15 protein-coding genes are annotated in these 13730 nt (G+C 61.7%); 3 read left to right on the top strand and 12 right to left on the bottom strand.

Features of this window, described 5'->3' with window-relative positions:
* Window positions 1–23: 23 nt before the first annotated feature.
* The 10 genes from era to rpoE form a co-directional block, all read right to left on the bottom strand.
* Window positions 24–932, bottom strand: coding sequence for a GTPase Era (gene era / locus BZL41_RS13010; protein WP_095599687.1), 909 nt, complete (start codon window positions 930–932; stop codon window positions 24–26).
* Window positions 925–1614: a ribonuclease III gene (gene rnc / locus BZL41_RS13005; RefSeq protein WP_084336376.1), complete on the bottom strand. Its 690-nt coding sequence runs from the start codon at window positions 1612–1614 to the stop codon at window positions 925–927. Before rnc ends, era begins: the two co-directional genes overlap by 8 nt.
* Entirely contained in the window at window positions 1611–1988 is a 378-nt protein-coding gene (locus tag BZL41_RS13000) for a DUF4845 domain-containing protein (protein ID WP_095599686.1), read from the bottom strand. The genes rnc and BZL41_RS13000 overlap by 4 nt, the downstream gene beginning before the upstream one ends.
* Window positions 1989–2090: 102 nt before the next feature.
* Window positions 2091–2945, bottom strand: coding sequence for a signal peptidase I (gene lepB, locus BZL41_RS12995; protein WP_095599685.1), 855 nt, complete (start codon window positions 2943–2945; stop codon window positions 2091–2093).
* A gap of 5 nt (window positions 2946–2950) precedes the next feature.
* Window positions 2951–4750, bottom strand: coding sequence for a translation elongation factor 4 (lepA, locus tag BZL41_RS12990; protein ID WP_095599684.1), 1800 nt, complete (start codon window positions 4748–4750; stop codon window positions 2951–2953).
* A 206-nt stretch (window positions 4751–4956) separates the two neighbouring features.
* Window positions 4957–6375, bottom strand: a complete 1419-nt coding sequence (locus BZL41_RS12985; RefSeq protein ID WP_095599700.1) for a DegQ family serine endoprotease — start codon at window positions 6373–6375, stop codon at window positions 4957–4959.
* A gap of 38 nt (window positions 6376–6413) precedes the next feature.
* Entirely contained in the window at window positions 6414–6869 is a 456-nt protein-coding gene (locus BZL41_RS12980) for a SoxR reducing system RseC family protein (RefSeq protein WP_095599683.1), read from the bottom strand.
* Window positions 6866–7810 (bottom strand): MucB/RseB C-terminal domain-containing protein, encoded by a 945-nt coding sequence (locus BZL41_RS12975; protein ID WP_095599682.1) that lies wholly within the window; start codon window positions 7808–7810, stop codon window positions 6866–6868. The genes BZL41_RS12980 and BZL41_RS12975 overlap by 4 nt, the downstream gene beginning before the upstream one ends.
* A 5-nt stretch (window positions 7811–7815) precedes the next feature.
* Window positions 7816–8397, bottom strand: a complete 582-nt coding sequence (locus tag BZL41_RS12970; protein WP_095599681.1) for a sigma-E factor negative regulatory protein — start codon at window positions 8395–8397, stop codon at window positions 7816–7818.
* A gap of 31 nt (window positions 8398–8428) precedes the next feature.
* Window positions 8429–9010 (bottom strand): RNA polymerase sigma factor RpoE, encoded by a 582-nt coding sequence (rpoE, locus tag BZL41_RS12965; protein WP_084336383.1) that lies wholly within the window; start codon window positions 9008–9010, stop codon window positions 8429–8431.
* A gap of 350 nt (window positions 9011–9360) precedes the next feature.
* Between rpoE and nadB the strand changes: the two genes are divergently transcribed.
* A complete protein-coding gene (gene nadB / locus BZL41_RS12960; protein WP_095599680.1) occupies window positions 9361–10977 on the top strand; it encodes an L-aspartate oxidase in 1617 nt (538 codons plus the stop codon).
* On the opposite strand, the gene BZL41_RS12955 is transcribed toward nadB, so the two are convergent.
* Both BZL41_RS12955 and BZL41_RS12950 read right to left on the bottom strand, forming a co-directional pair.
* Window positions 10946–11398: a protein YgfX gene (locus BZL41_RS12955; protein ID WP_095599679.1), complete on the bottom strand. Its 453-nt coding sequence runs from the start codon at window positions 11396–11398 to the stop codon at window positions 10946–10948. The two genes, nadB and BZL41_RS12955, sit on opposite strands and share 32 nt — an antisense overlap.
* The gene (locus BZL41_RS12950; protein WP_084336386.1) at window positions 11382–11636 is read right to left on the bottom strand and encodes a succinate dehydrogenase assembly factor 2; all 255 of its coding nucleotides are present in this window, start codon (window positions 11634–11636) and stop codon (window positions 11382–11384) included. Before BZL41_RS12950 ends, BZL41_RS12955 begins: the two co-directional genes overlap by 17 nt.
* Before the next feature lie 117 nt (window positions 11637–11753).
* On the opposite strand from BZL41_RS12950, the gene BZL41_RS12945 reads away from it, so the two are divergent.
* Both BZL41_RS12945 and BZL41_RS12940 read left to right on the top strand, forming a co-directional pair.
* Entirely contained in the window at window positions 11754–12695 is a 942-nt protein-coding gene (locus BZL41_RS12945; protein ID WP_095599678.1) for a folate-binding protein YgfZ, read from the top strand.
* A 76-nt stretch (window positions 12696–12771) separates the two neighbouring features.
* Window positions 12772–13608, top strand: coding sequence for an HDOD domain-containing protein (locus BZL41_RS12940; RefSeq protein ID WP_084336388.1), 837 nt, complete (start codon window positions 12772–12774; stop codon window positions 13606–13608).
* Window positions 13609–13730: the final 122 nt, after the last annotated feature.

Here is a 13730-nt window from a genome sequence, read left to right as displayed (position 1 = left end):
GTTGTCGGCTCGAAGCCGGAGAATCAAACGTCCAGGTAGCCGAGCGACCGCAGGGCACGTTCGTCGTCCGACCAGCCGCCTTTTACCTTCACCCAGAGGTTGAGCATGACCTTGGAATCGAACATGGTTTCCATGTCCTTGCGCGCATCCTGGCCAATCCGTTTGATGCGCTCGCCCTTGTCGCCGATGATGATCTTCTTCTGCCCCTCGCGTTCGACGAGGATCAGCGCGTGGATGTGCAGGATGCGTCCTTCCTGCTTGAACTCTTCGATTTCCACGGTGATCTGGTAGGGCAACTCCGCCCCGAGCTGGCGCATGATCTTCTCGCGCACCAATTCAGCCGCGAGGAAACGGCTGGAGCGGTCGGTGATCTGGTCTTCCGGGAAGAAGTGATCGCCCTCGGGCAAACGCTCGGCCACCAAGCGCTCCAAAGTGTCGAGGTTAACCCCCTGCTGGGCGGAAATCGGCACGATTTCCGCGTTGGGCAACTGCTGGGCCAGCCATTCCAGATGCGGCAGCAGCTCGGCCTTGTCCTCGATGCGGTCGGTCTTGTTCACCGCGAGCAACACCGGGCACTGCACGTACTGCACCCGCTCGAGCACCATCTGGTCCTCGTCGGTCCAGCGGGTACGGTCGACCACGAAAACGACCACGTCGACGTCCTTCAACGCCGCCGAAGCGCTCTTGTTCATGTAGCGGTTCAGCGCTTTCTCGCTGTTCTTGTGCAGACCGGGAGTATCCACGTAGATCGCCTGGACAGCCCCTTCGGTCTTGATACCCAGCATGTTATGCCGGGTGGTCTGGGGCTTGCGCGAGGTGATCGCCAGCTTCTGCCCGAGAATGTGATTGAGCAAGGTCGACTTGCCCACGTTGGGGCGGCCGACAATGGCTACATAGCCACAGCGGGACACGTCTTCGTCGATCTCACTCATTACCGTTCTCCACGCCCAGGGCGATCAGGGCGGCGGCCGCCGCGACCTGTTCGGCGATACGGCGGCTAGCGCCCTGCCCCTGGGTCTTGTCATTCAAAAGGGTTACCTGGCACTCGACGAAGAACGTCCGGCAGTGTGGTTCTCCCTGGATATCCACGACCTCGTAGCGAGGCAGTTCGCAGGCACGCGACTGCAGGTATTCCTGCAGGCGTGTCTTCGGGTCCTTGTTGGTATCCACCAGCGTCAGGCCGTCCAGCTCGTTGGCGAGCCAATCCAGCACCCGTTCGCGCGCCGCTTCCATGCCCGCATCCAGGTAGATGGCGCCGATCAGTGCCTCCAGCGCATCGGCAAGGATGGATTCGCGGCGGAACCCACCGCTCTTCAACTCGCCGGAACCGAGCCGCAGGTATTCCCCTAGCTCGAATCCACGGGCCAGTTGCGCCAGCGTCTCGCCCTTGACCAGGCGTGCGCGCAGACGCGACAGCTGCCCCTCGCGGGCCTGGGGAAAGCGGGCGAACAGGGCCTCGCCGGCAACGAAGTTGAGGATGGCATCACCGAGGAATTCCAGACGCTCGTTATTGCGCCCGGCGAAGCTACGATGGGTGAGAGCCAGGACCATCAGGTCCTGGTTCTTGAAACTATGACCGAGCTTGCGCTCGAGGCGGCCTAACGTTGAGCTCACGGCATGCGTAACCGAAATTCTTTGTCGAAGCGCACCACGAGATCGAGGTTCTCGATCAGCGGTTCGCGTTTTTCATACTTCAGATGAGCACGGAATTCGTTGTTTTCCACATTCACCTTCAACACTTTCTTCATATCCAGGTCGCGGATGCCGTTGACCTGCATGCCCTTGCTGACATGCTCGTAGAAGTCGCCCACGGTCTGGATATTCAAGGCCTTGTCGGTTTCCACCGAGGAAATGATCTTTTCCATCGACATATAGTCGAGGTAATGCGGAATGATCTTGAACGCAGTACTGGCAAGGAATGCAACAACGGCCAGAACGACCAGCCACCCCAGTATCGACATACCTTTCTGCGAACGCGCAAATGTCATGTTTGACCCCAATGTCAGTGTTATTCGATCACCCGAACGGGCAAGGGCAAGACTATATATAGCGGCCGGCGCTGTCTTGAACAGCGCCGCACAATTTGGGAATCAGTGAATCAACCCGACTCGCGAAAAGTTGGGCAGATTACGCAGTTTGGGATCGGGCCAGCTCATCCACACCGCGAAGGCTTTGCCGACGATGTTGCGGTCCGGCACCATCCCGCGCAGTTCCTTCGGAATCTTGGGATCGTTCCAGTAACGGCTGTCGTTGGAGTTGTCGCGGTTGTCGCCCATCATGAAATAGTGGCCTTCCGGCACCACCCACTCACGACCCGGCTCGATGCGATAGCGGCTCATTTCCTTGCGCACCAGATGCTCCACCGCGCCGAGCTTTTCCTTGTACAACACGGCACTGCCGAGCGTGCCCGGCTCTTCGCCGACAAGGCTTTCGGCAATCGGCTGGTCATTGACGAACAGGTGCTTGTCGCTGCTGTAGCGCACCACGTCACCCGGCAGGCCGACGACGCGCTTGATGTAATTGATGTTCGGGTCGCTGGGATAGCGGAACACCATCACGTCGCCGCGTTGCGGGTTGTCCACCTCGATAACCTTGGTGTCCAGCACCGGCAGGCGGATGCCATAGGCAAACTTGTTCACCAGGATGAAATCACCCACTTCCAGGGTCGGTTTCATCGAACCGGACGGGATCTGGAACGGCTCGACCAGAAAGGACCGCAGCACCAGGACGATGGCCAGTACCGGGAAGAACGACTTGCCGTACTCCACCAGCACCGGTTCCCGGCCGAGCTTTTCCAGCACCTCTTCGTCGGGTTCGCCGACGCGCCCCTGATAAGCAGCGATCGCCGCACGCCGACGTGGAGCCAACAGGACCAGATCCAGCAGTGCCAAGGCGCCGCATACCGCTACGGCGATAACCAACAACAGAGGGAAATTGATTGACATAGACCCTAGCTATCCACTTTGAGCACGGCGAGGAAGGCTTCCTGGGGAATCTCCACGCTACCGACCTGCTTCATCCGCTTCTTACCGGCCTTCTGCTTTTCCAGCAGCTTGCGCTTACGGCTGACGTCGCCGCCATAGCACTTGGCCAATACGTTCTTCCTGAGCGCCTTGACCGTGGTCCGGGCAACGATCTGGCCGCCGATAGCCGCCTGGATCGCCACATCGAACATCTGCCGAGGGATCAGCTCCTTCATTTTCTCGGTCAACGCGCGGCCCTTCTGGTGGGCCCGGTCGCGATGGACGATCAGGGCCAGGGCATCGACCTTGTCGCCATTGATCAGCACATCGAGCTTGACCAGGTTGGCCGCCTGGAAGCGATCGAAGCTGTAGTCCAGGGACGCATAGCCCCGACTCACGGATTTCAGGCGATCGAAGAAGTCCAGCACTACCTCGTTCATCGGCAGGTCATAGCTGACCTGGACCTGGCTGCTGAGGAACTGCATGTCGCGCTGCACGCCACGCTTTTCGATGCACAAGGTAATGACGTTGCCCAGGTGCTCCTGGGGCACCAGGATATTCGCCCGCACGATCGGCTCACGCATCTCGGCGATGGACGCCAGGTCGGGCAGCTTCGAGGGGTTGTCGACGTAGACGGTATCGCCGTTCTTCAGCACGACCTCGTAGACCACGGTCGGCGCGGTGGTAATCAGGTCCAGGTCGTATTCGCGCTCCAGACGCTCCTGGATGATCTCCATGTGCAGCATGCCGAGGAAGCCGATGCGGAAGCCGAAGCCCAGGGCATCGGAGCTTTCCGGCTCATATTGCAGGGCCGCATCGTTCAGCGTCAGCTTTTGCAGGGCCTCGCGGAAATCCTCGAAATCGTCGGAACTAACCGGGAACAGGCCGGCATATACCTGCGGCTTGATCCGCTGGAAGCCCGGCAGCATGTCCACGTCGGGCGTGGTGGAAAGGGTCAGGGTATCGCCCACCGGTGCGCCATGGATGTCCTTGATGCCGGCGATGATGAACCCCACTTCGCCGGCCTTCAGGTCTACCGTCTCGGTATGCTTGGGCGTAAATACCCCGACGCTATCCACCTGATGCATTTTGCCGGTGGATTTCACCAGAATCTTGTCGCCTTTCTTCACCCGGCCGTGCTTGACGCGTACCAGGGAGACCACGCCGAGGTAGTTGTCGAACCAGGAGTCGATGATCAGTGCCTGCAGCGGCGCTTCGATCTCACCTTCCGGCGCTGGAATCACTTGGATCAGACGCTCCAGCACATCGGGCACGCCCATGCCGCTCTTGGCGCTACAGGGGACCGCGTCGGTCGCATCGATGCCGATGATGTGTTCGATCTCATCCTTCACCCGCTCCGGCTCGGCCTGGGGCAGGTCCATCTTGTTCAGCACGGGCATGACTTCCAGGCCCTGCTCGATGGCGGTGTAGCAGTTGGCAACAGACTGGGCCTCGACGCCCTGGCCGGCGTCCACCACCAGCAGCGCGCCTTCGCAGGCGGCCAGGGAGCGGCTGACTTCATAAGTGAAGTCGACATGGCCGGGGGTATCGATGAAGTTCAACTGGTAGGTCTTACCGTCCTGCGCCTTGTAGTGCAGGGTGACGCTATGGGCCTTGATGGTAATGCCACGCTCACGCTCCAGATCCATGGAATCGAGCACCTGGGCCTCCATCTCGCGATCGGCGAGGCCACCACAGATCTGGATGAAACGGTCCGCCAACGTCGACTTGCCGTGGTCGATATGGGCGATGATGGAGAAATTGCGGATATGACTCAGGTCACTCACGTGATCAACACTCAAAAAGGCCGCGGGCAGGCTGCCCACCGAAAATAGCCCGCGAGTGTACCCGATCGAGCGCCTGGGCGTCACGCCCAGGCGCCAGCCGGAGCCATGAAAAGGGCGGTCATGCACAACCCCAACGAAAAACGCCGCACAGCATGCGTACGGCGTTTTTGCGGGGCCGAGGCTAATGCCCTTTTCTGCCCTCGCGATTACTCGGACAGCTTGAACGTGATGAAACTGGCACGTCCCTGCCGCAACACGCGCATGGACACGGAGCGATTCTTCGGCAAATCCTGAGCGACCTTGGTGAACGTCTTGGCCGAATCGATAGCCTGATTGTTCAGGTGAGTGATGACATCGCCCGGACGCAAGCCGATCAAGGCCGCGGGCCCGCTTTCCAGCACCTCGCTGATCACCACGCCGCCTTTCAGGTCGAGGGCCTTCTTCTGCTCGGCGGACAGCTCGGCCACCTTGACGCCCAGGCGGTTGCTGCTGCGCTCGGCACCCGGCACCTTGCCGACGGCGACCTCATCGCCCTCTTCCGGCAACGCACCGATGGTCAGTTGCAGCTTGCGGCGCTCGCCGTCACGCACCACTTCCAGATCGGCCTTGCTGCCTGGCTTGAGGCCGCCCACCAGATGCGGCAAATCGGCGGACATGACGATCGGACGATCATTCAGGCTCAGGATGACGTCACCCACCTGAAGCCCGCCCTTGTCGGCCGGACCACCCTCGAGCACCTGAGCCACCAGCGCACCGGCCGGTTTTTCCAGGCCGAAGGATTCAGCCAGGTCCTTGCTGACCTCCTGGATCACCACACCCAGCCAGCCCCGGCTGACTTTGCCTTCGGATTTCAACTGGTTGGCCACATCCATGGCAACGTCGATCGGAATGGCGAACGACAAGCCCATGAAGCCGCCCGAGCGGGTGAAAATCTGCGAGTTGATGCCGATCACTTCGCCGTCCAGATTGAACAACGGACCGCCCGAGTTGCCCGGATTGATCGCCACGTCGGTCTGGATGAACGGCACATAGCTCTCGTTCGGCAGGCTACGCCCCTTGGCACTGACGATACCGGCGGTGACGGAGTGATCGAAGCCGAACGGCGAACCGATGGCCAGCACCCACTCGCCGACCTTCAGCGCTTCGGAGTTACCCAACTTGACCGTGGGCAGCCCCTTGCCTTCGACTTTCAGCAAGGCCACGTCGGTACGCGGATCGGCACCGACCAGCTTGGCCTCCAACTCGCTACGGTCGGACAGGCGCACGATAATCTCATCGGCATCGGCCACCACGTGATTATTGGTCAGCACGTAGCCATCGTCGGAAATGATGAAGCCGGAGCCGAGCGACTGGGCTTCGCGCTGGCGGCCGCCCGGATTGCGCGGAACCTGCGGAATGCTGCGTTCGAAGAACTCACGGAAGATCGGCGGCAACCCCTCGAGATCGGGAATCTGCGCACTGGCGGTGCTGGCCGGCAGCTTCTGCCGGGTACTGATGTTCACGACCGCGGGCGACGCTTCCTGGACCAGCTCGGTGAAATCCGGCAGATCGGCACGCGCCACCAGCGCCTGGCTCAGCATCAGCAACGCAGCCAGGACGGACAGACAGGATTTCCAACTAGGCATCGACATCACAACTCCCCTGCTCAAACAAGCTTGAAATCTCACCGCTGACCGACAGCCCCGGCGAGCATGGCGCGCAGCACGACCGGCTGCAACGCGGGATCGTCCGCCGCTCGCCGGCTATGCCAGCGAACACCGAACCAGGCCAGGGCGAAACCGCCCAGTCCCGAAAAAATGACTAGAGGTTCGCCCAACGCCAGACGCTCGGCAAGTATCGCGGCCAGGAACAGCCCAAGCAGTGGGAGAAGGTAAACCAGAATGGAACCGCGCAGCAGCAGCTCTTCGCGGATGCCGATGACGACCGGATCCCCCACATCGAGCTGTAAATCGGAAAGGGCCCGGACGTATCCACGCCGGGCCCCCACTCCTAACTTTTCCATGATGCCTTGACCGCACCCGGCACTTGCCGAACAAGCGGTACAGGTACTCTTTCGCAAGGTCTCCACCCAGACGGCGCCGGGCTCTACTGCAATGACCCGCCCCTGCTCTTCGATCATGGTGTCGCCTGTGTCTCGCCGGAGCGCATGGACAAGGCTATTCGCTCGGCCGTACCGAGTGGAATCTCGCCAACCACCGTGACCATGATGTCACCGTCCGCCGTGCTCATGCGCCGTGAAACCGCGACGGTCGGCCCCAGCTGGCTCCGAGCATCCTCGACTGCCGCACCGTGCAACGGCTCGAGGAACACCGAGAAGCGCGCCAGGCCATCGCCATACATCAAGTAGGCCACCGATTCCTTGGATACGGGGCTCGGCGTCTCCAGCGCACTGGTCAAGCTGAAACCGGGCGGCAACCACTCGGAGCGCCAGGCATTGGGAATATCCTTTGCGTCCGCGAGCTGTACCGATTTGCACTCGGTGCCAGGTTGCAGCAATTCGTCTGTCGGCTTCCCGGAGGTATCCAGGCGGGTGAACTGGAAGCGCTCCAGCAACTGCCCCTTCTCGTTCAGCAACAGGGACTTCAAGGGCAGCGCGGTTTCCCGGTCCAGATGCAGCTCGAATCCGTAGCGATGCTGATCACGAGGCAGGATAGCGAGGACGACGGCCGGTCGACCGGCCACACGCGATTCGCCGACGAGGCGCAAGTCATACCAGGCGGAAAGCTGCTTGGGGTCGAGCTTGCGCACGGACCAAGCCTGGCCGTCGGCAACTTCGTCGACCAGGGTTCCGCTCACGCATTGAATCTTGCCGTTGACCCGCACTACTTCCTGCGCGGGGCCATCCAACTGTTGCAGACGCTCACGAACGTTACCTTCTTCCGACCGATGCCAGATGCCATGGGTGGAAAAACTGCCATTACGCTCGTAGACGAATGTGCCTTGGAAACTCTGTTGCTGTTCGGCTTCGGCCAAGCGAAGCAGCCAGTCCTTGGCATCCGCAGCGTGGGCTGGCAAAGCCAGCCAGCCCCCCAGAAGAAGAGAAATAGAAAAGGTGCGCATGTTCCTCAGCGATTTTCCAGACTGGCCGCACGAGCATAGGGTAACGCACTTTCAGCTCCACCCATCGCAGCCTGCTGCGCATGCTGGCGCAGATAGATCGGCAGACGCTGATCATGCCAGCTCGGCGCCGCCTTGGCATCCGATGCGGCACCCGTCTGCTCGACACCCTGACTGTAACCGGCCAGAACCGCGGGCCCCTGGACTTGCGGAGCCGAGATGACGGGCTGAGCGCCCTGCTGGGCCATCTGCACCCCGCCGGCGGCCTCGTCCTGATTGTAGAAACGTACCCCGGCAAGCACCGCCAGCGTCACCGACGCCGCTACGGCCACCCGAGCCAGACCGCGCCAGCGAGGCGCCATCGGCGCAGGAATCTTCTCATCGGCCAAGGCCGCCGAAACCGCCGCGGCGATGTCAAGACGCGGTTCGATCAGTTCCTGATGCATCACCGCGCGGGCGATCTGGTAGCGAGACCAGGTTGCTCTCAGTTCGGGATCGCTACTGGCAGCCAGCACACGGTGCAGTTCCAGTTCATCCGCTTCGTTATCCATCACCGCGGACAGCGATTCCTGCAGGGGTTCACGATTCATGGCAGTTCCTCATTCGGCTATTGCCGCTGTCTCAGGCGTCCCGCAACAAGGGTTGCAGGGCTTTATCGATGACTTCCCGCGCACGGAATATGCGCGAGCGCACAGTGCCAACCGGACATTGCATGACGCTCGCAATGTCTTCGTAGCTCAATCCATCGAATTCGCGCAGCGTCAACGCCGTGCGCAAGTCCTCAGGCAGTTGCTGGATGGTTCGATGCACAGTGACCTCGATCTCATCCCGCAACAAAGCCCCTTCCGGTGACTCGATGTCCTTGAGAGCATGATCGCCCTCATAGAACTCGGCATCCTCGGCCTTTACATCGTTATCCGGGGGACGTCGACCACGTGCCACCAGATGATTCTTCGCCGTGTTGATGGCGATGCGGTACAGCCAGGTATAGAAGGCGCTGTCACCGCGAAAATTACCCAGGGCTCGGTAGGCCTTGATGAAGGCTTCTTGCGCGACATCCTGAGCTTCATGAGTGTCATGCACGAAACGCACGATCAGTCCGAGAATCTTGTGCTGATATTTGAGCACCAGAAGATCGAAAGCTCGCGTGTCCCCGCGCTGAACCCGCTCAACCAACTGCTGATCCTGCTCTTGAGTTAGCATGTGCGCTCCTCGATTCGGGAGTGCTTTACCAACGAGTGGACCAGCCTACCAAGATAGACACGGGCGATGCACAAAAGTTCTCCCCTCCAAGCACGCTTTCCGCAAAAATTCAAATTACATCTTTACGAAAGTGCGCAGCTTTTCACTCATCCAGCTGCGCGGATAATCTTTTTGCAGGGCCAGACAAGCATTTCGAGAACTGGCACCACATCTCTGCACTTATTCCCTATCCGTCTTAGGAACCCGAAAGACTAAGAAAGTTCCAGAGCTCCGCGGTCGGACATAAGCGCGCTATTGTGGCGCCGCCCCCACCTATATACTAGGGGGCGCTTCATCAGTGGATCCGGACCATGAGCCAACACTTTCAGCACGACGTACTGGTGATCGGCAGCGGCGCTGCCGGCCTGACTCTCGCCCTTACCCTGCCTTCGCACCTACGCATCGCCGTGTTGAGCAAAGGCGACCTGGCCAACGGCTCCACTTACTGGGCACAAGGTGGGGTGGCCGCCGTGCTGGACGACACGGACACCGTCGAATCCCACGTCGAAGACACCCTGGTCGCCGGCGGCGGGCTGTGCAAAGAGGAAGCGGTTCGCTTCACGGTAGAACACAGTCGCGAAGCCATCCAATGGCTCATCGGACAGGGCGTTCCCTTTACGCGGGACGAGAAGCACGGCGGCGAAGACAACGGCTTCGAGTTTCACCTGACCCGCGAAGGCGGGCACAGCCACCGACGCATCATCCATGCCGCCGATGCCACCGGCGCGGCCATTTTCAACACGCTGCTGGCGCAGGCCCGGCAACGCTCGAACATCGAACTGCTGGAACAGCACGTGGCGGTGGACCTGATCACCGAGCGCAAGCTCGGCCTGCCCGGGCAGCGCTGCCTCGGCGCTTATGTGCTGAATCGCGGCACCGGCCAGGTCGATACCTATGCCGCACGCTTCACCGCACTTGCCTCCGGGGGCGCAGCCAAGGTCTATCTTTATACCAGCAACCCGGATGGAGCCTGCGGCGACGGCATCGCCATGGCCTGGCGGGCCGGCTGCCGGGTCGGCAACCTGGAGTTCAACCAGTTCCATCCCACCTGCCTGTATCACCCCCAGGCCAAGAGCTTCCTGATCACCGAGGCACTGCGCGGCGAAGGCGCCCTGCTCAAGCTCCCCAACGGCGAGCGCTTCATGCCACGCTTCGATCCGCGCGCCGAACTGGCGCCCCGAGACATCGTCGCGCGCGCCATCGACCATGAAATGAAGCGCCTAGGCATCGACTGCGTTTATCTCGACATCAGCCACAAGCCGGCGGACTTCGTCACCGCGCATTTCCCGACCGTCTACGAGCGCTGTCTGGACTTCGGCATCGACATCACCCGCCAGCCGATTCCGGTGGTGCCGGCGGCCCACTACACCTGCGGCGGCGTGGTGGTCGACCAGCACGGACGCACCGACGTGCCCGGTCTCTACGCCATCGGCGAGACCAGCTTCACCGGCCTGCACGGCGCCAACCGCATGGCCAGCAACTCCCTGCTCGAATGCTTTGTGTACGCTCGCTCGGCAGCGGCGGACATCGTCGGCCAGTTGGAGCAGGTGGCGATTCCCACCCACCTGCCGAGCTGGGATGCCAGCCAAGTGACCGACTCCGACGAAGACGTAATCATCGCCCACAACTGGGACGAGCTGCGGCGTTTCATGTGGGACTACGTTGGCATCGTCAGAACCAACAAGCGTCTGCAGCGCGCGCAACACCGCGTGCGCCTGCTACTCAGCGAGATCGACGAGTTCTACAGCAACTACAAGGTGAGCCGGGACCTGATCGAACTGCGCAACCTGGCGCTGGTCGCCGAACTGATGATTCGCTCGGCCATGCTCCGTCATGAGAGCCGCGGCCTGCATTACACTCTCGACTACCCGGAACAGTTGCCCGAAGCGCGCGACACTATTCTGGAGCCGCCCACCTACGCCGGCTGAATTTCAGCCGTACCCGCAACCGGCGATGCGCGTCCGCCGCCAGCGCGTCGCCGGGAATGCACAGGCCGCGCACGCGGCGCTCGCCGCTCAGACGAAAACGCAATATCACCGCCAGAGGCAGCGCCAGGCTGTCCGGGCGAAGCTGGACGCGCTGCCAGCCATCCCGCGCATTCCACAACTGCCAACCCTCGGCATCGTGCCGCAACCCGCGAAAGGCGCGCGGGCCGCGCAACAATACATGCCGTGGCAGCACCCAACCGGCATGCCCCAGGCAGGCCGCCACGCCAAGCAGAGCGGCCCAGGACGGAATATCGGCAAGCAGGAATGCGCCCAGTGCCAACGCCTGGGCGATCAGATACAGCACCAGCAGGCGCCGCGACGCCTGCCAATGGCACTCGAAGAAATCACTTGGGCTGGACACGGTCCAGAATCATCCGGACCATCCGGCGCAGATCGGGGTCTTCCGGCTCGCCACGCTGCATGAACCAGCCGAACATATCCTGATCCTCGCAGGCGAGCAGCTTGCGGTAGCGCGCCTGGTCCTCGGCATCGAGGTTCGGGTAGACCTCCTTGACGAAGGGCACCAGCAATACATCGAGCTCCAGCATGCCACGGCGGCTGTGCCAGAACAGTCGGTTCAGTTCGATATCGTCGGCCATGGGCGGCTCCTTGAAAGAGGGCGGCATTATACCGGGCCGGACGTTCACGGGCACCCGCTGACAAGTCGGGGCCCGGCGCCCTATGATGGGGCCCCAACTTTATTCCAGCGACTCTCAATGGCCGACTCCGCTTTTTTCTGCCCGTTGACCCACGAGGGCGTACTTGCCGTCCGCGGCCCCGACGCCAGCAAATTCCTCCAGGGTCAGCTGACCTGCAATCTCAACTACCTGAACGACGAACATGCTGGCCTCGGTGCCCGCTGCACGCCCAAAGGGCGGATGCAGTCGAGCTTCCGCATCCTTGGCGAAGGCGACGGTTTCCTGCTCGCCATGGCGATGGAACTGATCGAACCGCAGATGGCGGACTTGAAGAAGTACGCCGTGTTCTCCAAATCCACCCTGAGCGACGAAAGCGCGGCCTGGGTCCGCTTCGGCCTTGCCGGTGGCGACGGTGCCTTGGTCAGCCTGGGCCTCGACCTGCCCCAGGACAGCGATCGCGTCGTACGGGCCAACGGCCTGATTGCCATTCGCCTTAGCGATGGTCGCGCCGAACTCTGGGTCCCGTCCGCCCAGGCCGACACCATCCAGGCGCGCCTGAGCGCGCAGTTGCCGAGCGCAGGACTGGATGGCTGGCTACTGGCCCAGGTACGAGCCGGCATCGGTCAGGTATCCGGGCCGACCCGCGAGCTGTTCATTCCGCAAATGATCAATTTGCAGGCGCTGGGCGGCGTGAGCTTCAAGAAAGGCTGCTATACCGGTCAGGAGATCGTCGCCCGCATGCAGTACCTCGGCAAGCTCAAGCGCCGGCTCTACCGCCTGGAGTTGGAAAGCGGGACGCCTCCGGCCGCCGCGACCGAGCTGTTCTCCCCCGTCCATGGCAGTTCGGTGGGAGAGGTGGTGCTGGCAGCCCCGGCGGACAGCGGTGTCGAGCTGCTCGCCGTACTGCAGGAAGACGCGGCGAACGATGGTCGCGTGCACCTGGGCTCGCTGGAGGGCCCGGCCTTGCGCCTGCTGGAGCTTCCCTACGCGCTGGACCCGGACCGCGAGATCCAGCGCTGAACCCGTTCGACCGGCAGCGACCGGACAACCGCAGACGCGCCCCATCATCGATAACGAGCAGTAGAAGAGAACCGAGATGAATACGCTTGTCGAGAAAGTCCAGAGGGAATTGATCCAGGCCATCGAGAACGATGACTTGGTCCTGCCCACGCTGCCGGAAGTCGCGCTGAAGGTCCGCGAAGCTGCGGAAGACCCGGATATCAGCATTTCCGCCTTGAGCAAGGTGATCGGCAACGACGCCGCGCTCACCGCGCGCATCATCAAGGTGGTGAACAGCCCGCTGCTGCGTACTGCCAAGGAAATCACCGACCTGCAGATGGCGATCAGCCGGCTCGGCATCAACTACACCTGCAACCTCGCCACCGGCCTGGCGATGGAGCAGATGTTCCAGGCCACGTCCGATGTCGTCGATCGCAAGATGCGCGAAGTCTGGAACAAGAGCACCGAGATCGCCGGTATCTGCCATGTGCTCTGCCGCCACTACACCCGCCTGATGCCGGACCAGGCGACCCTGGCCGGTCTGGTTCACCAGATCGGTATCCTGCCGATCCTCACCTACGCCGAGGAGCACAACGAACTGCTCTCCGACTCGATCAGCCTCAACCATGTGATCGAGAAGATTCACCCGATCATCGGCGACAAGATCCTGCGGGCCTGGGAATTCCCCGAGCCGATCGCCATCGTGCCCAGCCAATACCTGGATTTCGAACGCGACTCCGCGAAGGTCGACTACGTGGACATCGTCCAGGTCGCAACGCTGCAAAGCTACCTGGGCACCACGCATCCCTACACGCAACTGGATTGGGGCCGGATTCCGGCATTCGGCAAACTCGGCCTGGACCCGAACGTGGACATGCAGGCCGACGAAGACTTGTCCGCAGCGATGGAAGCGGCCATGAGCATGCTGCAGTAAGCAGCACGGGTGGGCTGACGCGGAACAACCTCGCCAGCCGCTATGGGGCCCCGCCGGGAGCAACCGAAGACTGCCGTCAGAGCGATGGCAGCTATTTTCGAAACGGCACTAGACTCAAGACG

This window comes from Pseudomonas sp. PIC25, from assembly GCF_002286785.1.
Classification (GTDB): Bacteria; Pseudomonadota; Gammaproteobacteria; order Pseudomonadales; family Pseudomonadaceae; genus Pseudomonas_M.
This window is presented reverse-complemented; position numbering and strand designations above follow the sequence as displayed.

Coding starts and splice junctions, on each gene's coding strand:
- BZL41_RS12985 (WP_095599700.1), bottom strand. CDS start 6,375: ATGCCTAGTTGGAAATCCTGTCTGTCCGTCCTGGCTGCGTTGCTGATG.
- era (WP_095599687.1), bottom strand. CDS start 932: ATGAGTGAGATCGACGAAGACGTGTCCCGCTGTGGCTATGTAGCCATT.
- nadB (WP_095599680.1), top strand. CDS start 9,361: ATGAGCCAACACTTTCAGCACGACGTACTGGTGATCGGCAGCGGCGCT.
- rpoE (WP_084336383.1), bottom strand. CDS start 9,010: ATGCTAACTCAAGAGCAGGATCAGCAGTTGGTTGAGCGGGTTCAGCGC.
- BZL41_RS12970 (WP_095599681.1), bottom strand. CDS start 8,397: ATGAATCGTGAACCCCTGCAGGAATCGCTGTCCGCGGTGATGGATAAC.
- BZL41_RS12950 (WP_084336386.1), bottom strand. CDS start 11,636: ATGGCCGACGATATCGAACTGAACCGACTGTTCTGGCACAGCCGCCGT.
- lepB (WP_095599685.1), bottom strand. CDS start 2,945: ATGTCAATCAATTTCCCTCTGTTGTTGGTTATCGCCGTAGCGGTATGC.
- BZL41_RS12980 (WP_095599683.1), bottom strand. CDS start 6,869: ATGATCGAAGAGCAGGGGCGGGTCATTGCAGTAGAGCCCGGCGCCGTC.
- BZL41_RS12975 (WP_095599682.1), bottom strand. CDS start 7,810: ATGCGCACCTTTTCTATTTCTCTTCTTCTGGGGGGCTGGCTGGCTTTG.
- BZL41_RS12945 (WP_095599678.1), top strand. CDS start 11,754: ATGGCCGACTCCGCTTTTTTCTGCCCGTTGACCCACGAGGGCGTACTT.
- BZL41_RS13000 (WP_095599686.1), bottom strand. CDS start 1,988: ATGACATTTGCGCGTTCGCAGAAAGGTATGTCGATACTGGGGTGGCTG.
- BZL41_RS12940 (WP_084336388.1), top strand. CDS start 12,772: ATGAATACGCTTGTCGAGAAAGTCCAGAGGGAATTGATCCAGGCCATC.